The following is an 18769-nucleotide window of genomic DNA, read 5'->3' on the forward strand; positions in this document are numbered from 1 at the left end:
GCGGCAATGACGATCAACGGCGCTCCGTTCGCCAGTTTCTGGCAAGCCGGCTACGAAGGAGCCGACCACATCAACCACGCCGGCCATGCGCTGGACATGAACGCCGTCACCGGCCACCTGGCGCGGGCCCGCAGCGATTACGAGCAAGCCTTGCAGCTGGGCTTCCGCACGGTGCGCGAATCCGTCGGCTGGCGGCTGTGCGAGCGCGACGGGCGCTACGACTTTTCGTCCCTGGAGAGCCGCTGCCGCGCCGCGCAGGAACTGGGCCTGCAGGTGAGCTGGACCATCTGCCACTATGGCATCCCGGACGGCCTGGACCTGTTCGGGCCGGATTTCGTGCCGCGCTTCGCCAGCTTTTGCCGCGCCGCCGCCGAATTCCTGGCGCCGTACTGCGGGCCGCAGCCGGTGTATTCGCCGATTAACGAAATCTCGTTCACCAGCTGGGGCCTGTCGATCCACATGTTCCGCATCAAGAACATGCACCACCCGGACCCGGGCGGCGAGGGCAAGCGCCAGCTGGTGCGCGCCAGCATTGCCGGCTGCGATGCCATCCGCGGCGTCACGCCCGGCGCCCGCATCCTGCAGTGCGACCCGATGATCCACGTGATCGCCCCCGCCAACCGGCCCGACTGGGCCGTGCAGGCGGCCGGCTGGCGCGCTTCGCAGTTCGAGGCGCTGGACATGCTGTGCGGCCGCGCGCAGCCGGAACTGGGCGGGGCGCCGCGCTACGTGGACATCATCGGCGGCAACTACTACCACAGCAACCAGTGGGAAAGCGGCACCAACCTGCGCCTGTGGTGGCACCTGGGCGAGCCGCGCCGCCTGCCGCTGCACCGCATCCTGATGGAATACCAGCAGCGCTACGGCTGCCCCTTGCTGCTGGCCGAAACCAGCCATGTGGGCAGCGGGCGCGGCGCCTGGGTGCGCGAGATGGCCAGCGAGGCGGCGCTGGCGGTGCAGCATGGCGTGGACTTCCACGGCATCTGCCTGTATCCGGCCATCGACCGGCCGGACTGGGAAGACGCGGCGCACTGGCACCACAGCGGACTGTGGGACCTGGACCGGGACGGCGCCGACCCGCTGGCGCGTGTGCTGGTGCCCGGCTACGCGGCTGCGCTGCGGCAGGCCATGCGCCTGACCGGCACACTCTGTACAACACCAACCAAGGAGAACAGCATGGAAACCATCATCGTCTTTAGTCACTTGCGCTGGGACTTCGTCTACCAACGGCCCCAGCAATTGCTGACGCGGCTCGCGCAGTACTACAAGGTGCTGTTCGTCGAGGAGCCGCTGCACGATGACGGTCCCGCCAGGCTGACGACTTACCGGCCCGCGCCCAACGTCACCGTGTGCCAGCCGCGCACGCCGTCGCAGGCGGCCGGCTTCCACGACGACCAGATCCCGCTGCTGCAGCCGCTGCTGGAGAAACTGGCGCCGGACGGCGAGCAGCCCATCGTGTGGTTCTACACGCCGATGGCGCTGCCGCTGCTGGCCAAGCTGGGTCCTTCGCGCGTGGTGTACGACTGCATGGACGAACTGTCGGCGTTCAGGAACCCGCCGCGCCAGCTGCTGCAGCGCGAAACGGCGCTGCTGAACCTGGCCGACGTGGTGTTTACCGGCGGCCCCAGCCTGTACGAAGCCAAGCGCAGCCGCCATCCGCGCGTGCACTGCTTCCCCAGCAGCGTGGACGTGGTGCATTTCGAGCAGGCGCTGGACCGCAGCAACGGCCACCCGCTGCACCAGGACATCGGGCGGCCCCGGCTCGGCTTCTACGGCGTGCTCGACGAGCGGCTGGACCCGGACCTGATCGCCGCGCTGGCCGACGTCCATCCCGAATGGCAGATCGTGCTGGTGGGCCCCATCGTCAAGATCGCGCCGGAAACGCTGCCGCAGCGCCAGAACGTGCACTACCTGGGGCAGCAGCCCTACGAGGCGCTGCCGCACTTCCTGGCCGGATGGGACGTGTGCCTGCTGCCGTTCGCGCTGAACGAGGCCACGCGCTACATCAGCCCGACCAAGGTGCTGGAATACATGGCGGCCGAGCTGCCCATCGTCAGCACCGCCATCGCCGACGTGGCGCAGCCCTACGGCGGCACGGTGGCCATCGGCCGCAGCCACGCCGGGTTCATCGCCCATTGCGAAGCGGCGCTGGCGCAGACGCCGCAGCAGCGCGCCGCCATGGCCGCCGGCATGCGTGCCATCGTCGCAAGCACCTCGTGGGACGCCACCGCCGACGCCATGCGCGCGCTGATCGGTGCGGCGCCGCCGGACGGCCAGGGCGGGCGCGCCGGGGCGCCGGGCACGGCGGCGCCGGCGGCCGCGAGCGGCCAGGGCGAGCCGGCCAAGGTCAATCCGCTGCGGACGCAAAAGCCGGCGCAGCGTTTCGGCACCGTCATCGTCGGCGCCGGCCCCACCGGGCTGTCGGCCGCCTACCACCTGGATGCGGACGCCTTGCTGCTGGAGCGCAACGCCACGGTGGGCGGCTGGTGCCGCTCGATCCGGCAAAACGGCTTCACCTTCGACCACGCCGGCCACATCATGTTCTCCAACGACCCCTACGTGCTCAAGCTGTACGACACGCTGCTGGGCGACAACCAGCACTGGCAGATGCGCGAGGCCTGGATCTACAGCAAGCAGGTGTACACGCGCTATCCTTTCCAGGGCGCGCTGCACGGCCTGCCGCCGGACGTGATCAAGGAGTGCATCGTCGGCGCCATCGAGGCGCGCTACGGCCAGGCCGCCAACGAGGCCGCCGGCGCCGCTGCCGATGCGCGGGCTCCGGCCTGCCAGGCCGCCAAGGTGGAGGACTGCTGCGCCGACGGCACCGCGGACGCCCTCAACGGCAACCAGCCGGACGGCCCGGCGCGCCCGCAGCCCACCCGCAGCTTCGAGGACTTCATCCTCCAGGTGTGGGGCGCCGGCATTGCGCGCCACTTCGCCATCCCGTACAACCGCAAGCTGTGGACCGTGCCGCTGAGCGAGATGGAAACCTCCTGGCTGGGCGGGCGGGTGCCGCTGCCGGACCTGGGCGAGATCATCGACGGCGCCCTGAAGCCGGTGGCGCGGCCCATGGGGCCGAACGCGCGCTTCGGCTATCCGCGCCGGGGCGGCTTCCAGGCGCTGATGGACGGCTTCCTGCCGCATATCCGGGGCAAACTGGAGCTGAACGCGGACGTGGTGCAGCTGCTGCCCGGCGAACGCACCGTGGCGCTGGCCGATGGCCGCCGCTTCCAGTACCGGCGCCTGATCAGCACCATGCCGCTGCCGGAGCTGATCCGGCTGATCGGCCCGGAAGCGCCGGAGGCGGTGCGGGCCGCGGCGCGCGGGCTGCGCCACGTGTCGGTGCGCTGCGTGAACCTGGGCATTGCGCGTACCGGCGTCACCGACAAGCACTGGATCTACTACCCGGAGGACACCATCTTCCACCGCATTTTCGTGCAGGGCAACGCCAGCCCGGAATGCAACGCGCCGGGCGGCTTCGGCTTCACCTGCGAAATCACATATTCGCCCACCAAGCCGCTGCCGGTGGACGGCGACGCGCTGGTGGCGCGCTGCATCGCGGACTGCGTGAAGGTTGGCTTCATGCGCCCGGACGACCAGGTGCTGGCCGCCAGCCTGGTGGACATGCCCTACGCCTACGTGGTGTACGACCACGCCCGCGCGGCCAACGTGGCCACCGTGCGCAGCTGGCTGGAGGGGCAGGGCATCCTGCTGGCCGGGCGCTACAGCGAGTGGGAATACTACAACTCGGACCACGCCTTCATGGCAGGCAAGCGCGCCGCCGGGCAGGCGGCTGGGGACCTGCAGGCATCGGGCAGCGGCTTGCAAGCGGGTAGCCTCGGCGGCGAGGGCTGAGCGCCGGGGCGGCGCCGCTTCATGCTTGTATCCGGCCCTGACCGGTTCTATACTCGCACAACACATCGGGTGCTGCGCGAGGCGACGGGATGACGACGGATTTCGACCGGCTAGTATTGGAACAGGCGCCAGGCGGCGTGGTGGTGGCCAACCGCAAGGGCCAGGTGGTCCATTGGACGCCGGGCGCCGAACAGCTGTTCGGCTATCCGGCGCAGGAAGCGGTGGGCCGCCATCTGCACGAGCTGATCGGCCTGCCTGGCCAGGACTGGGAGAGCCTGCTGCAGGAGCTGGGCCGCAGCGGCGGCGTGTACGACTACGAGTGCCTGCGCCGCCGCAAGGACGGCTCGCCGCTGTTCGTGGACGTGGCCAGCAAGATCATCTTCGACGACGTCGATCGCGTCGAATACATCCTGTGCACCAAGAAGGACATCACGCGCCAGAAGGCGCTGCGCGACGCCAAGCACGTGGAGGCGAAGTTCCGCGACGTGCTGGAGTCCACGCCGGACGGCATCATCATGGCCAATTCCACCGGCCTGATCGTGCTGGCCAATAGCCAGGCCGAGCGCCTGTTCGGCTACCAGCCCGGCGAGCTGCGCGGCCTGCCGGTGGAAGTGCTGCTGCCCGCGCGCTACCGGGGCGGCCACGTGGCGCACCGCTCGAACTACTTTTTCCAGCCGCGCCCGCGCACCATGGGCGCCGGGCTGGAGCTGTACGGCCTGCGCAAGGACCAGGTGGAATTCCCGGTCGAGATCAGCCTGAGCCCCATCAGCACCGAGGAGGGCACGCTGGTGATGAGCGCGATCCGCGACATCAGCGAACGGCGCAAGGCGGAGCAGAAGTTCCGCGGGCTGCTCGAATCGGCGCCGGACGCCATCGTCATTGTCAACCGGCAGGGCGACATCGTGCTGGTCAACTCGCAAACCGAGCAACTGTTCGGCTACGACCGGCGCGAGCTGCTGGGCAAGCGCATGGAAGTGCTGATACCGCAGCGCTTCGCCAACGGCCACCCGCACCTGCGCACCAGCTTTTTCGACTCGCCCCGTCCGCGCTCGATGGGCGCCGGGCTGGAACTGTACGGCCTGCGGCGCGACGGCACCGAATTCCCGGTCGAAATCAGCCTGAGTCCGCTGGAGACGGAAGGCGAGGTGCTGGTGTCGAGCGCGATCCGCGACATCAGCGAGCGCAAGCGCATCGAACGCACGCTGCACGAGCAGAAGCTGGAGCTGGAGCGGGCCGGCAAGGCCAAGGACCTGTTCCTGGCCAGCATGTCGCACGAGCTGCGCACGCCGCTCAACGCCATCCTCGGCTTCACCCAGCTGCTCAATAACGACTCCCTGCCCATCACCGTACAGCAGCGCAAAACCTTCATGGGGCACATTTTGAAGGCCGGCGAGCACCTGCTCACGCTGATCAACGAGATCCTCGACCTGGCCAAGATCGAATCGGGGACGGTTACCTTCTCGATGGAACCGGTGGGCCTGTCCGAGCTGCTGCACGAAGCCTGCCGCATGGTGGAAGTGGAGGCCAACAAGCGCGGCATCCGCATCATCATGCCGCCGGTGGCCGGTCTGCACGTGCAGGCCGACCGCACGCGCTTCAAGCAGATCGTGCTCAACCTGCTGTCCAACGCCATCAAGTACAACCGCGAAATGGGCGCGGTGGTGGTCGATTGCGCCGCCGTCGGCGCGGACAAGGTGCGGGTATCGGTGCAGGACACCGGCCCGGGGCTCAAGCCGGACCAGGTCGACGCGCTGTTCCAACCCTTCAACCGGCTGGGCCAGGAAGGCGGCAGCGAAGAGGGCAGCGGCATCGGCTTGGTGGTGACCAAGCGGCTGGTGGAACTGATGGGCGGCGCCATCGGCGCGTCCAGCACGCCGGGCACCGGCAGCGTGTTCTGGATAGAGCTGCCGCTGACCGCCGCCCCGGAGAGCGCGCGCGCCGCCATCGCCGCCGCAGCGGCGATTCCGGAAGACGCGCCCGCCGCCGCGCGCAGCAGCCAGCCGCTGCTGCTGTACGTCGAAGACAACCCGACCAATCTGCGGCTGGTGCAGGAAGTGCTGGGCTTCCGCACCGACGTTGAGCTGATGACGGCCATAGACGGCCTGGAAGGGCTGGCACTGGCGCGCAAACACCGGCCGGACATCGTACTGCTGGACATGAACCTGCCCGGCCTGAGCGGCCGCGAAATCCAGCGCCGGTTGCGGGAAGATCCGGCAACTGCGGCCATTCCCGTGCTGGCCATCTCCGCCAACGCCATGCGCAACGACATCGACGCCGCGCTCGACGCCGGCTTCTTCCGCTACCTCACCAAACCGATCGACGTCGCAGCCCTGCACGATGCCCTCGACGCCGCCTTGGCCGTGGTCCGCACCAACGGCAAGGCGCAGGCGGTATAACTGGTATAACCCTGCGCTGATCCCCGCGCCGGCGGCGCTCCCTAGAGTGGAGGGTCGTTCGGCTTGATGGGGAAGTGCGGTGAAGGATATCGGGAAGCGCCTGGCGGCGGAGTGTGTGGGGACGGCTTTGCTGCTGGCTGTTTCGTGCGGAGCCGGCTTTGCGGCGGGGCGCCTGGCGGGCGGGGACGCGGCCTTGGCGCAGATGCTCGCGTCCGCCGCTTCCAGCGTCGGCCTGGCGGCGCTGATACTGGTGTTCGGCCCGGTCTCGGGCGGCCTGTTCAACCCGGTGCTGACCTTGTCCCAGGCCTGGCGCGGCAGCCTGGCACGGGAGGAAGCGCTGCCCTACATCGCCGCCCAGATCGCCGGCGCCTTCCTTGGCGCCGCCTGCGCGCACGCCATGTTCGACATGTCCTGGCTGGTGCCGGCAACGCAGGCGCGCGGCGGCGCAGTGCAGTGGCTGGGCGAATTCGTATCCACCTTCGGCCTGCTGGCCGTGTTCCTCGGCTGCGCCCGCAGCCGCCCGGCCTTGCCGCCTTTGCTGGCGCCGTGCACGGTGGCCGCCTACGTGATGGCGGCCTGCTGGTTCAGCCCCTCGGCCGCTTTCATGAATCCCGCCATGACGCTGGCGCGCGTGTTCGGCAGCGGCGGCATCCGCCTGGCCGACGCGCCTGCCTACATCCTGGTCCAGCTGGCCGGCGCCGCTGCGGCCACCGCCTTGTTCATCCGGCTGCACGGCGCAGCCTCCAGCAAGACCGCCTAGTATCAGGCCCAAGCCGGGTCCACGCCAGGCCCCTCCACAAATTTAAACATGCATAGTATTTGCATGTTTAAGAAAAAGCCGCTATAGTTGAGCCACATTGATAGCGAAACTGATTGTAGAGAGGGAGTGGAAGCCATGAACATCGACAAATTCAAGCATCAGCACGAAGACATCCTGGCCGACATCGCCGCACTGCGCCAGCTGGTGCACAGCGGTATCGAAGCCAATGCGGAGCGCATCGCCGCGCGCATCATCGCCATGAGCGGCAACATCAAGCTGCACCTGGCGGTGGAAGACAAAGTGCTGTACCCCACGCTGCGCGGCAGCGGCGACGCCGCCCTGGCGCGCATGAGCAATCTGTACCAGCTTGAAATGAACGGCATCGTGGCTGCTTACCTGGCTTTCGCCACCACCTGGAACTCCGCCGCCCACCTGCTGGCCGCGCCGGAGAAGTTCCGCGCCGATGCCAACACCGTGCTGCGCAAGGTGTACGAGCGCATGAAGAAGGAAGACCACGAATTCTACCCGGCCGTGGAAGCGCTCGAAGCCGAACGCCTGGCCGCCTGATTACCCAAACACCCGATCCACTACTAGCAAAGGCTGAACAATCATGCTGACCCCGGAACACCGCGCCATCATCACCGCCACCGTGCCTATCCTGAAAGAGGGCGGCGAAACCCTGACGCGCCATTTTTACCTGAAGCTGTTCAACGATTTCCCGGAAGTGAAGCCCTTCTTTAACCAGGCCCACCAGCACGGCGGCACACAGCAGCGCGCCCTGGCCAATTCCATCCTGATGTACGCCTCGAACATCGAGCGCCTGGAGGAACTGGGCCCGCTGGTAAAAACCATCATCAACAAGCACGCCGCGCTGCAGATCCTGCCGGAGCACTATCCGAAAGTGGGCGCCGCGCTGCTGGGCGCGATCCGCGATGTGCTGGGCGCCGAGGTGGCGACGGACGCGGTGATCGAAGCCTGGGCCTCGGCCTATGGCCAACTGGCCGACATCCTGGCCGGCGCGGAAGAGCAGATCTACCAGGCCAACGAGCAGGCCGACGGCGGCTGGCGCGGCGCGCGCACCTTCAAGGTGGCCTCGAAGAGTGTGGAAAGCGACGAGATCACGTCCTTCGTGTTCGCTCCTGCGGACGAGGGCAAAGTGGTGGCATTCCTGCCGGGCCAGTACATCACCGTGCTGGTGACCGTGGACGGCCAGGAAATGCGCCGCCAGTACTCGCTGTCGGCCGAGAGCAACGGCGCCACTTATCGCATCAGCGTCAAGCGCGAGCCGGCAGGCAAAGTGTCGAACCACCTGCACGACAATCTGAATGTGGGCGACAGCATCACTCTGTTCCCGCCGGCCGGCGCGTTCACCCTGGCCGAGAGCGACAAGCCGCTGGTGCTGATCAGCGGCGGCGTGGGCATCACCCCGACGCTGGCCATGCTGGGCGCTGCGCTGCGCACGCGCCGTCCGGTGCACTTCATCCACGCCGCGCGCCACGCCGGCGTGCACGCCTTCCGCGGCCATATCGACCAGTTGGCCGAGCAGCACCCGCAACTCACGCGCTACTACGTGTATGAGCAGGACCACGGCGACGGCGCCAAGGCGGACGCCACCGGCTACATCGGCAAGGGCCACCTGGCCGAGTGGCTGCCCGCAACGCGCGACGTGGAAGCCTACTTCCTCGGCCCGACGCCGTTCATGAAGGCGATGAAGAAGCACCTGCGCGAGCTGGGCGTGCCGGAAGCGCAAACCTACTACGAGTTCTTCGGTCCGGCCGAAGCGCTGCATTAACTCCCGCAAGGAGCCGCGCCACCAGTATAGCTGGGCCTGCTGGCGCGCGGCTCACACAATGTCACAATCATGACAAAATAAAAATATAGTCCCAACGTCAATTGTGTGCGCCATGCGTACCGGTAGGATTGCGCTCGCGCGCGCATCCAATCAACGACGTTCAAGGACAATAAAATGCAAATAATCAAGAAGATACAACCACTTCTTCTCGCATTGGCCGCAGCCTTCCCGGCACTGGCCCAAGCCGACATCCAGTACTCCGTTACCCGCCTGGCACTGCCGGGAGACGGCGGCACGGCCATCTCAATTAACAATTCCGGCACCATCGCAGGCGGCTACTTCTCCTACGCGGACATGGGCTCGCGCGCCTTCCTTTGGTCCAACGGCAATTTCACCCTGCTGCCGGCGACCGGGGTGCAAGGCGAGTACTTCACCGCAATCAACCAGCACGGCACTGCGACCATGGCGCGCGGCGGACTCGATCACACCTGGGGCCACGCCTACCGCTACCAGAACGGCGAGATGACCTGGCTGGGCAGCCTGAAGCCGCACGCGACCACGCGCGCGCGCGGCCTGAACAACAATGGCGCCATCGTGGGCGACTCCGGCCTGGAAGCCGATACCTGGGACACCGATGCGCCGCGCCACGCCACCCATTACAAGGACGGCATCCTCACCGACCTGGGGACGCTGGGCGGCAGAGACAGCATTGCGGAATCGGTGAACGACGCCGGCGCCATCGTCGGCAAGAGCGGGACCGCCGACGGGAGCGAGCACGCGTTCATCTATGTGAACGGCCAGATGACAGACCTGGGCACGCTGGGCGGCGGCTACAGCGCCGCCTATGCCATCAACAATGCGGGCCAGATCGTCGGCAGTTCGGTGAATGCGGAAGGCCGGCAGAACGCGTTCCTCTACCAAAACGGCGTCATGACCGACCTGGGCTGGCTGGGCTCGCGCAGCTACGCGCGCGCCGTCAACGAGCACGGACAAGCGGTGGTGGGGCAATCGGGCGGCGGCGGCTGGCTGTACAGCGGCGGTGCGATGCACAACCTGAACACGCTGATCGACCCGGCCTCCGGCTTGACGATTCAAGACGTCAGGGACATCAATGACCATGGCCAGATCGTCGGTTCGGCCTGCGACTCGTTCGGCGAATGCAGCGGCGTGCTGCTCACGCCCGTGCCCGACCGGAAACCTACGGCATGATGCTGGCCGGCCTGGGCCTGGTGGGCTACGCGGCGCGCCGCCGTAACAACAGGGGCAGGGCGGAGTAACTCGGAACGGGCCGTGATAGCATTTGTGCATGCACGGCCCTGTGGTAAAGTGCGCGGCTTGCTGTGTCACTGGAGTTTTCTGTTTTGTCCGACAAATTCATTCCTATTCAAGCCTATGACAAGCCTGCGGGCGGTTTCGGTTCGCTGCGCGGCACGGCCAGCGCGCTGAGCGGCAATGGAGCCTTTCCCGCGCTGCAAACGCTGCCGCGCGTGAACCAGCCGCAGGGCATCGACTGCCCCGGCTGCGCCTACCCGGATTCGCCCACCGACAAGGCGGTGGATTTCTGCGAGCAGGGCGCCTGGGCGATTTCGCACGAAGCCACGCCCAAGCGCGCCACGCCGGAGCATTTCGCCAAGCACACCGTCACGGAATTGCGCCGCAGCGAGGAGTGGCAACTGGAGCCGGTGCGCGGCCACTCCAACGTGCAGGGCGACCGCACGGTGGGCATCACCAACCGTCCCAGGGCCGAATGGCTGCAAGGCCTGGAGCGCGTGTTCGGCTTTGCGCCGCCATCCGAACCGGGGCTGGACGCGGTGGCCACCATCAACGGCCTGCTGGACGGCTCGGTGCATGCCTTCACCGGCCTGGGCGGCAATTTCGCCGTGGCCGGCCCGGACAGCCCGCGCGTGCTGGACGCGCTGTCGCGCTGCAAGCTCACCGTGCACATCGCCACCAAGCTCAATCGCACGCATTTGTATCCCGGCGAAACAGGCTTGCTGCTGCCGTGCCTGGGCCGCACCGAGCATGACCAGCAGGCAGGCGGCCAGCAGTTCGTCAGCGTGGAGGACACCGCCAGCATGGTGCACGCGTCCACCGGCCGCAACCGGCCCGCCAGCGACAAGCTGCGCTCGGAGCCGTTCATCGTGACGGAACTGGCGCGCCACGCGCTGCCGGATTCCAACATTGACTGGACCGTCATGGGCCGCGACTACGACGCCACGCGCGACCTGATCGAACGCGTGGCGCAGGGCGCGGTGGCCGGCTTTGAGCGCTACAACGCCAACATCCGCCGCAAGCGCGGCTTCCACCTGCCGAATACGGCCGCGCTGCGCGTGTGGAAAACCGATAGCGGCAAGGCCAACTTCGCACCGCACGCGCTGCCGCAGGACACGATCATGAAACGCGCCCGCGCCGTGCACGGCGAGCGCGTGGTGTGCCTGGCCACGGTGCGCGCGCACCGCCAGTACAACACCACCGTCTACTTCGACCCGAAAGGCGAAGTGGACCGCTACCGCGGCGTGCACCACACGCGCAAGGTGCTGTTCGTGGGCCCGGCCACGCTGGCGCGGCTCGGCTTCAAGGACGGCGACACCGCCAACCTGCGCGCCGCGTCGCTGGACGGCATCGAGCGCGTGCTGGAAGGCTACCGCCTGGTGGAATACCCCATCCTGGGCGACGACGTGTTCGGCTATTTCCCCGAACTGACGCCGCTGTCCTCGCCGGACCTGACGGCGCGCGGATCGAACACGCCGGCGTTCAAGGAAGTGCCCATCCTGATCGAGAAAGCCTGATATGGACCGCCTCGACGCCATGCGGATGTTTGTGCGCGTAGTGGAGGTGAACAGCTTCAACAAGGCGGCCGAGGGCATGTCGCTGCCGCCTTCCACCGTCACGCGCGCGGTGAAGGAACTGGAGGCGCACATCGGCGTGCGCCTGCTGCAGCGGACCACGCGCCGCCTGAGCCTCACGCCGGACGGCACCATCTACTACGGCCATTGCCGCCGCCTGCTGGACGAGCTGGATGAAGTGGAGGCCAGCTTCCCCGGCAACTCCGGCCAGCCGCGCGGCAAGCTGCGGGTGGACATGACGCCGTCCTTCGCGCGCAATTTCGTTATCCCCTCGGTGCGCCAGTTCCTGGACCGCTATCCGGACGTGCAGATGGCCGTAACGGTAAGCGACCGCCCGGTGGACCTGGTGCAGGAGGGCATAGACTGCGTGATCCGGGCCGGCCAGCCGGAGGACTCCACGTCGCTGGTGGCGCGCCAGATCGCGAGTTTCGGCTGGATGGTGGCTGCTGCGCCTTCCTACATCGAGCAGTACGGCGCGCCGCAAACGCTGGAGGATTTGCAGCACCACGTGTCGGTGGGCTATCTGCTGGGCCGCACGGGCAGGGCGATGGACTGGATTTTCAACGACGGCAATACCACCGTCAGCGTGCCGATGAAGAGCCGGCTGTCGTCGAACGACACCAGCACTTATGTGCAGGCGGGCTTGCAGGGGCTGGGCCTGATCTGCACCGCAGCCTACCTGGTGCGGCCGCATGTGCAGTCCGGCGCGCTGGTGCAGCTGCTGGCGGAGTACAAATCGCCGCGCGTGCCGGTCTCCGTGATGTATCCGCAGAACCGGCACTTGTCGCCCACGGTGCGCGCCTTCATCGACTGGATCGGCGAGCTGATGGAAGATGCCTCGCCAAACTAGGCGTGGCCAAAGGCAGTTGACATCATGGTGCATATGCACCATACTCCGCTCATCATGAAGAAAACCGTTCATTGTGCCGCTGCCGCAGAAGCAGAGCCCAGCCTGATGGATGACGTGGCGGAGCACTGCCTGCTGACGCGCACGCGCACCATTTCGCGCGTGATCACCAGCATTTACGACAATGCGTTGCGTCCCCACGGCCTGACTTCGTCGCAGTTCTCGCTGCTGGTGCGCATCGTGCGCATGAAAGGCGCGAGCCGGGCGGCGCTGGCGCGGGCCAGCCATCAGGAGCGTTCCACGTCCACCCGCAATTTGCAGGTGGTGCTGAACGAAGGCTGGGCCGAGGAAGTGATGCCGGACAAGGGCCGCAGCCGTCCCATCATGATTTCTGCGGCCGGGCGCGCGCTGTTGAACGCGGCGGGACCGGCGTGGCGCGAGGCGCAGGCCAAGACCGCGCGGATGCTGGGCGAGGAGGGCGTTGCAGCCCTGGTCGGCCTGGCAGCCAGCTTACCGCCCGAATAGGTTTTCGTTTTTTTTACAACAAATGGTGTATCTACACCATTAAACCAAGGAGTTGTTAGCATGAGTAAGATCCAGGAAGTTCTGTACACCGGCAAGACCCACACCACCGGCGGCCGCGACGGCGCCTCGCGCAGTTCCGACGGCAAACTGGACGTGAAGCTGAGCGCCCCCTGGTCCAAGGGCGAGGGCACCAACCCCGAGCAACTGCTGGCGGCCGGCTGGTCGGCCTGCTATCTGGGCGCCATCGGCAAAGCCGCAGCCGAGTTCAAGGTCGCCTTGCCTGCGGACTTGGCGGTCGACACCGAGGTGGACCTGGGCAAAGGCGAGGACGGCTTCCATCTGCAAGCCCGCATGCACGTCAGCATGCCGGGAGTGGAGCAGGAAACGGCGCAGCGCATTGTCGATCGCGCCCACGCCACCTGCCCATACTCGAAAGCGCTGGGCGCCAGCATCGGCGTGACCACCACCCTGGCTTAAGCGGGCAGGGGACTGGAGGCAGGCGCCTGGCGGCTATGCTCCGGGCCGTGTTCCGTGTACAGGCTGACCCTGCCGATCGACAGGGCGGCACTGGCGCGCATGGCATTGCGCGGCTTGAGCAGGATCTGCAAATGCTTCTGGTCCCATTCCGGCTTGCTGCGCAGGCGGGTGAAGACGTCGGTGATGTCCAGCGCCGCGTGCAAGGTGGAGTAAGGCAGGGCGCCGGCATAACTGTCGTCGGATGGCGCAGTGCAGGGAGGCACACCCAGGTAGACCTCGAACACCGGCGGCAAGCCCTGGTCCACCATGTCCTCGAAATTGAGGAACACCGTATGGTAGGCACCGTCGGCGGGGGAGGCCCCCACCAGGCGCAGCGCAGGCAAACGGCTGGGCGCAGGGTGGTGCGCGGAGGGCAGGAAGCGCAAGGTGATCAGATGCGCTGCGGAACCCAGCACTTGCGGCTCGGAGGTGGCGGCGAACAGGCGGGGCGCAGCGGCTGGATTCATCGAAGTCTCCGGTAAGGTCGCTATCGATTCAGTATAGACACAAAATTGCAGCCAACACTCAACTCGAGATTACTGTTTATATTGTCGAGTACCAATACTGTATAAACCACTGTATGTTATACTGTGTTTATGACCAGTAAATTTACTTTGATCGACCTGGAACCACTGACCGGGCAGGCCCGCCGGACGGATTTGAATCCCTACCGGGAAATGCCTGAAGACGCGCTGACTGATGCCCGCACAGACAGCGAAATCGCGCGCGAATTCATCGGCCATGGCGAACTGAGCGCCAAATCGCGCGCCAACACGCAAAAGGAACTGTTCCGTTTCCTCACCTGGTGCCGCGAGGAAGCCGGCAAGTCGCTGCGCCAGCTGCAAGTGGCCGACTTGAACGCCTACAAGGAATTTCTGCGCGAACCACCGCCGGACTGGGTATCGACCACCAAGTGGCCGCGCACGGACCCGCGCTACAGGCCATTCACTGGTCCGTTGTCGGACCCGAGCCGGCGCCAGGCCATGATCGCCGTCAAGGGGCTGATGGCATTTGCCGAACAAACAGGCTACCTGCGGCGCGATCCTGGCGCCCTGGTCAAGCACGTGAAAACCCGTGGCGCCAGCCGCATTACGCGCTACCTGAACCAGGACGCCATCAACCTGGCCCTGGCCGCTGTGGCCGGCCGTGCCGCCGATCTGCCAGCCGAATTGCGGCGCCGCGCGCGCGACCTGTTCCTGCTGCTGGCCTATGCGCACACCGGCGCGCGCCTGAACGAAATCGTCAGCGCCAGCATGGGCGACGTGTACACCGAAGGCGGCGGCCGCTGGTGGCTGGATCTGCTAGGAAAAGGCAACAAGCCGCGCCGCGTGCCGGTGCCGCCGGAACTGCTGGAGGCTTACCGCGCCTACCGGCAAGCGTACGGCCTGCTGCCGCAAACGGGCCGCGCCGACAGGACGCCACTGGTGCTGTCCAGCCGCAGCCGGGAGCCGGCGCGCTTGACGGACGAAGCGGCATCGAACGCGCTGAAAGCCGTGTTCGCAGCGGCTGCCGGCGAGGCGGCGGCCCAGGGCGACGCCGACATGGCGGCCACGCTGCGCCAGGCGTCCGCGCATTGGCTGCGCCACAGCATGCTGACCAACCACGCCAACAACGGCGTGCAGTTGAAAACGCTGCAGGATACGGCGGGCCATGCCAGCATCGCCACCACGGCCGCCTATCTGCACAAGACCGACAACCAGCGCCATGACGAAATCATGGCGTCGGTGAACGGCCAAGGGAATGCTTAGGATTACTTGAAGCTGCGGCGGCGCGCGAAGACCAGCGCGCCCAGGCCCAGGGCCATCAAGGCGATCGAGCCCGGCTCCGGAACAGTGGTTGGCTCCAGGCGCTCGTTGAACCACACGTGGCGGTTCGACAGCGCGCCGGCGATGCCGGCCGCGCCCGAACCTTCCAGGATCACGCCGTTGCTCTGGCCGTCGCCAAAGCCTACCACCGCCTGGTTGTTATGCGTATCCGCGATTTCCCAGCCCATGCGGCCATAGTAGAAACCGATCGAACCTTCGCCCACCGGCACCAGGTAGTCCGTGCCGCGCAGGATCAGCTGGAAGCTGTTGAGCAAGTCGCCGTGTTCCTGGAAGTAGCCGACGTTGTCCCAAGTGATGATGATCTGGTTGGCCAGGTCGGTGCGCACGTGCACCACGCCGCTGTCCACGTGGCGCGTGTCCACGTCGCCGAAGAACGGCGCAATGATGGGGAGACTGGTTTCCGTCGGGCCCATAGGGTTGTAGGCCGACAGGCCGCCGCCGAACGTAACGTTGCCGTTATTGTTGATGTACAGCGAGCTGTAGGAATTGCCGAACAGGTTGATGTTGAAGCCCAGGTTGATGGCGCCGGCATAGCCGTCGTCATTGCGGCCGTCGGCCTGGCCTGCGTTGTTGGCATTGCCGCCGCCGGTGGTGACGACGATGTCGCCGATGCCGCCGCCGATCACGTCGGTGTAGTAGCCGGCCGAAGCTTTCAGGGCGTTCTGCGAAACGGTGGTGACGGCGGCGTTGGCAGCCAGGCTGGTGGCAGCGAGGACGACGCTGGCGATCAGTTTAGGAAGAATCTTCATTCGGTAGGTTCATTCTGAAAAGTTGAGGGTGCAACCCTTCCAGCAAAGATCATGCCATTTTTATAAGTCTTTGTTTTTAAACAACTGCGGCATGATGGCGTTGTTTTGCTGTAAAGATTTCCGACACATTAAATTTCACATTGTCAATATTCGGCAGGACGTATCCTTTGCCGTTAGACCGAAACAACGGATAATGGCGGCCAGATCAATTTGAGTGCTATTTTTGGAATTCCTCATGGAAATTAAGGTTAACTTTCTCGATAAGCTTCGTCTTGAAGCCAAGTTCGATGACTTCACGGTAATCGCCGACCAGCCCATCCGCTACAAGGGCGACGGCTCTGCGCCTGGTCCGTTCGACTACTTCCTGGCCTCGTCGGCCCTGTGCGCAGCCTATTTTGTGAAGTTGTATTGCAATACCCGCAATATTCCAACCGAAAATATCCGCCTGTCGCAAAACAATATTGTTGATCCCGAAAACCGCTACCAGCAGATTTTCAAGATCCAGGTGGAACTGCCGGCGGATATCTCCGCCAAAGACCGCCAGGGCATCCTGCGCTCCATTGACCGCTGCACGGTGAAAAAAGTGGTGCAAGCCGGTCCCGAGTTTGTGATCGAGGAAGTAGAGAATCTTGATGCCGACGCCCAGGCCTTGCTGACGCTGAAGCCGGATACTGAAACCAGCACCTTCATCCTGGGCAAGGACCTGCCGCTGGAGCAAACCATCGCCAATATGTCCGGCGTGTTGGCCGGCCTGGGCATGAAGATTGAAATCGCTTCGTGGCGCAATATCGTGCCCAACGTCTGGTCGCTGCATATCCGCGATGCGCATTCGCCGATGTGCTTTACCAATGGCAAGGGCGCGACCAAGGAAAGCGCGCTGGCCTCGGCGCTGGGCGAGTTCATCGAACGGCTGAATTTCAACCATTTCTACGCCGGGACGTATTGGGGCGAAGACATTGCCAACGCCCCGTTCGTCCATGTCCCCGACGAACGCTGGTTCAAGCCCGGCCGCAAAGACGCGCTGCCGGAAGAAATCCTGGATGAGTATTGCCTGGAAATCTACAACCCGGACCGCGAATTGCGTGGCTCGCACCTGTACGACACCAACTCCGGCAACGTGGAACGCGGCATCTGTTCGCTGCCGTTTGTTCGCCAGTCGGACGGCGAAACGGTGTATTTCCCGTCCAACCTGGTCGAAAACCTGTTTGTCAGCAATGGCATGAGCGCCGGCAACACGCTGGCCGAAGCGCAAGTGCAATGTCTTTCGGAAATTTTCGAACGGGCTGTAAAACGCGAGATCCTGGAAGGCGAAATCGCCTTGCCGGACGTGCCGCAGGAAGTGCTGGCCAAGTATCCCGGCATCCTTGCCGGCATCAACGGTTTGGAGGAGCAGGGCTTCCCCGTGCTGGTGAAGGACGCGTCGCTGGGCGGCATGTACCCGGTAATGTGCGTCACCTTGATGAACCCGCGCACCGGCGGCGTGTTTGCGTCGTTCGGCGCACACCCAAGCCTGGAAGTGGCACTGGAACGCAGCCTGACGGAATTGCTGCAGGGGCGCAGTTTTGAAGGCCTGAACGATCTGCCTCGGCCGACTTTTGCAAGCAATGCCGTCACCGAGCCGTATAACTTCGTCGAACACTTCATCGATTCCAGCGGCATCGTATCGTGGCGCTTTTTCAGCGCCAAAGCGGACTACGATTTCGTTGAATGGGACTTCTCCGGCCAGGGCGAAAACTCGAACGCCGACGAGGCCGCGACCTTGCTCGGCATACTCGAAGGCATGGGCAAAGAGGTCTACATTGCGGCGTATGACAACCTGGGCGCGGCAGCCTGCCGGATACTGGTGCCGGGTTATTCGGAGATCTATCCGGTGGAAGACCTGATCTGGGACAACACCAACAAGGCGCTTTCGTTCCGCTCGGACATTCTGAATCTGCACCGCCTGGACGACGCCAGCCTGGAGGCGCTGCTGGACCGCCTGGAGAACAGCGAGCTGGACGATTACGGCGACATCGCCACCTTGATCGGCATCGAGTTCGACGAAAACACGCCCTGGGGCCAGCTGACCACGCTGGAGTTGAGGCTGCTGATCCAGCTCGCATTGAAACAGTTTGAGGAAGCGAAGGAACTGGTCGAAGCCTTCCTGCAGTACAACGACAACACGCTCGAGCGCGGATTGTTCTATCAGGCGTTGAACGCCGTGCTGGAGGTGGAGCTGGACGACGACATGGAGCTGGACGAATACGTCGTCAATTTCCGCCGCATGTTTGGCAATGAGCGGATGGACGCGGTGATCGGATCGGTGGACGGCAGCGTGCGTTTCTACGGCTTGACGCCAACGAGCATGAAGCTGGAAGGCCTGGACAGGCACGAGCGGCTGATCGACAGCTACAAGAAACTGCACGCGGCGCGGGCTAAGGTCGCGGCCAAGTCCAGGTAACAGCAGGCGCGGGGTTGGATGGGAACTGTGGCCCGGCCCCGGCAAAAATGCAGTTCCGGGGCCGTGGCATCTTTACCCGGTCCCGCGTGCTCAACTTCGCATAATCTATATTATGTAAAATGCAATTCCGTAGGAAGACCCTATCGCGGGCAATACAGCGCCTAAAGCGTCGGTTTAACTAAAGGTGTAACCAGCTTCTAAGCGAAATTGTAGTTCA

At 65.2% G+C, this 18769-nt stretch carries 15 protein-coding genes; 13 read left to right on the forward strand and 2 right to left on the reverse strand.

The window, feature by feature from the left end; translation table 11 throughout:
* Window positions 1–6: 6 nt before the first annotated feature.
* The 11 genes from AC56DV_RS30690 (at window position 7) to AC56DV_RS30740 (ending at window position 13498) form a co-directional block, all read left to right on the forward strand.
* Complete coding sequence (locus AC56DV_RS30690; protein WP_496317982.1) at window positions 7–3855, forward strand: NAD(P)-binding protein; 3849 nt, start codon at window positions 7–9, stop codon at window positions 3853–3855.
* 89 nt (window positions 3856–3944) lie between these two features.
* On the forward strand, window positions 3945–6251 hold the full coding sequence (locus tag AC56DV_RS30695) for a PAS domain S-box protein (RefSeq protein ID WP_496317983.1): 2307 nt from the start codon (window positions 3945–3947) through the stop codon (window positions 6249–6251).
* A gap of 79 nt (window positions 6252–6330) precedes the next feature.
* Window positions 6331–7011 (forward strand): aquaporin, encoded by a 681-nt coding sequence (locus tag AC56DV_RS30700; protein WP_496317984.1) that lies wholly within the window; start codon window positions 6331–6333, stop codon window positions 7009–7011.
* 135 nt (window positions 7012–7146) lie between these two features.
* Window positions 7147–7578 carry a hemerythrin domain-containing protein gene (locus AC56DV_RS30705; protein WP_496317985.1) on the forward strand — a complete coding sequence of 144 codons (432 nt, stop codon included), beginning with the start codon at window positions 7147–7149 and terminating at the stop codon, window positions 7576–7578.
* 43 nt (window positions 7579–7621) lie between these two features.
* Entirely contained in the window at window positions 7622–8803 is a 1182-nt protein-coding gene (gene hmpA, locus AC56DV_RS30710; RefSeq protein WP_496317986.1) for an NO-inducible flavohemoprotein, read from the forward strand.
* A gap of 174 nt (window positions 8804–8977) precedes the next feature.
* The gene (locus tag AC56DV_RS30715; RefSeq protein ID WP_496317987.1) at window positions 8978–10012 is read left to right on the forward strand and encodes a DUF3466 family protein; all 1035 of its coding nucleotides are present in this window, start codon (window positions 8978–8980) and stop codon (window positions 10010–10012) included.
* The gene (locus AC56DV_RS30720; protein ID WP_496318508.1) at window positions 10012–10080 is read left to right on the forward strand and encodes a hypothetical protein; all 69 of its coding nucleotides are present in this window, start codon (window positions 10012–10014) and stop codon (window positions 10078–10080) included. The genes AC56DV_RS30715 and AC56DV_RS30720 overlap by 1 nt, the downstream gene beginning before the upstream one ends.
* A gap of 84 nt (window positions 10081–10164) precedes the next feature.
* On the forward strand, window positions 10165–11592 hold the full coding sequence (locus tag AC56DV_RS30725) for an FdhF/YdeP family oxidoreductase (protein ID WP_496317988.1): 1428 nt from the start codon (window positions 10165–10167) through the stop codon (window positions 11590–11592).
* Between the two features lies 1 nt (window position 11593).
* A complete protein-coding gene (locus tag AC56DV_RS30730; RefSeq protein ID WP_496317989.1) occupies window positions 11594–12499 on the forward strand; it encodes a LysR family transcriptional regulator in 906 nt (301 codons plus the stop codon).
* Window positions 12500–12604: 105 nt separating this feature from the next.
* The gene (locus AC56DV_RS30735) at window positions 12605–13021 is read left to right on the forward strand and encodes a MarR family winged helix-turn-helix transcriptional regulator (RefSeq protein ID WP_496317990.1); all 417 of its coding nucleotides are present in this window, start codon (window positions 12605–12607) and stop codon (window positions 13019–13021) included.
* A 60-nt stretch (window positions 13022–13081) separates the two neighbouring features.
* Entirely contained in the window at window positions 13082–13498 is a 417-nt protein-coding gene (locus AC56DV_RS30740; RefSeq protein ID WP_496317991.1) for an organic hydroperoxide resistance protein, read from the forward strand.
* Here the strand turns inward: AC56DV_RS30740 and AC56DV_RS30745 are convergent.
* Entirely contained in the window at window positions 13495–14004 is a 510-nt protein-coding gene (locus AC56DV_RS30745) for a DUF7868 domain-containing protein (protein ID WP_496317992.1), read from the reverse strand. The genes AC56DV_RS30740 and AC56DV_RS30745 overlap by 4 nt on opposite strands.
* A gap of 129 nt (window positions 14005–14133) precedes the next feature.
* Between AC56DV_RS30745 and AC56DV_RS30750 the strand changes: the two genes are divergently transcribed.
* Window positions 14134–15285 (forward strand): tyrosine-type recombinase/integrase, encoded by a 1152-nt coding sequence (locus AC56DV_RS30750; RefSeq protein ID WP_496317993.1) that lies wholly within the window; start codon window positions 14134–14136, stop codon window positions 15283–15285.
* A gap of 2 nt (window positions 15286–15287) precedes the next feature.
* Here the strand turns inward: AC56DV_RS30750 and AC56DV_RS30755 are convergent, their stop codons facing one another.
* The gene (locus AC56DV_RS30755) at window positions 15288–16112 is read right to left on the reverse strand and encodes a PEP-CTERM sorting domain-containing protein (RefSeq protein ID WP_496317994.1); all 825 of its coding nucleotides are present in this window, start codon (window positions 16110–16112) and stop codon (window positions 15288–15290) included.
* A gap of 235 nt (window positions 16113–16347) precedes the next feature.
* Between AC56DV_RS30755 and AC56DV_RS30760 the strand changes: the two genes are divergently transcribed.
* The gene (locus AC56DV_RS30760) at window positions 16348–18552 is read left to right on the forward strand and encodes an OsmC domain/YcaO domain-containing protein (protein WP_496317995.1); all 2205 of its coding nucleotides are present in this window, start codon (window positions 16348–16350) and stop codon (window positions 18550–18552) included.
* The last annotated feature ends 217 nt before the right edge of the window (window positions 18553–18769 follow it).

This window comes from Massilia sp. BGA-UO-ETr-WB1 (assembly GCF_059567845.1).

What these genes read in the sequence shown, in the direction of transcription:
- AC56DV_RS30690 (WP_496317982.1), top strand. Translation starts at nt 7, where the DNA reads ATGACGATCAACGGCGCTCCGTTCGCCAGTTTCTGGCAAGCCGGCTAC.
- AC56DV_RS30695 (WP_496317983.1), top strand. Translation starts at nt 3,945, where the DNA reads ATGACGACGGATTTCGACCGGCTAGTATTGGAACAGGCGCCAGGCGGC.
- AC56DV_RS30705 (WP_496317985.1), top strand. Translation starts at nt 7,147, where the DNA reads ATGAACATCGACAAATTCAAGCATCAGCACGAAGACATCCTGGCCGAC.
- hmpA (WP_496317986.1), top strand. Translation starts at nt 7,622, where the DNA reads ATGCTGACCCCGGAACACCGCGCCATCATCACCGCCACCGTGCCTATC.
- AC56DV_RS30715 (WP_496317987.1), top strand. Translation starts at nt 8,978, where the DNA reads ATGCAAATAATCAAGAAGATACAACCACTTCTTCTCGCATTGGCCGCA.
- AC56DV_RS30730 (WP_496317989.1), top strand. Translation starts at nt 11,594, where the DNA reads ATGGACCGCCTCGACGCCATGCGGATGTTTGTGCGCGTAGTGGAGGTG.
- AC56DV_RS30735 (WP_496317990.1), top strand. Translation starts at nt 12,605, where the DNA reads ATGGATGACGTGGCGGAGCACTGCCTGCTGACGCGCACGCGCACCATT.
- AC56DV_RS30740 (WP_496317991.1), top strand. Translation starts at nt 13,082, where the DNA reads ATGAGTAAGATCCAGGAAGTTCTGTACACCGGCAAGACCCACACCACC.
- AC56DV_RS30745 (WP_496317992.1), bottom strand. Translation starts at nt 14,004, where the DNA reads ATGAATCCAGCCGCTGCGCCCCGCCTGTTCGCCGCCACCTCCGAGCCG.
- AC56DV_RS30750 (WP_496317993.1), top strand. Translation starts at nt 14,134, where the DNA reads ATGACCAGTAAATTTACTTTGATCGACCTGGAACCACTGACCGGGCAG.
- AC56DV_RS30755 (WP_496317994.1), bottom strand. Translation starts at nt 16,112, where the DNA reads ATGAAGATTCTTCCTAAACTGATCGCCAGCGTCGTCCTCGCTGCCACC.
- AC56DV_RS30760 (WP_496317995.1), top strand. Translation starts at nt 16,348, where the DNA reads ATGGAAATTAAGGTTAACTTTCTCGATAAGCTTCGTCTTGAAGCCAAG.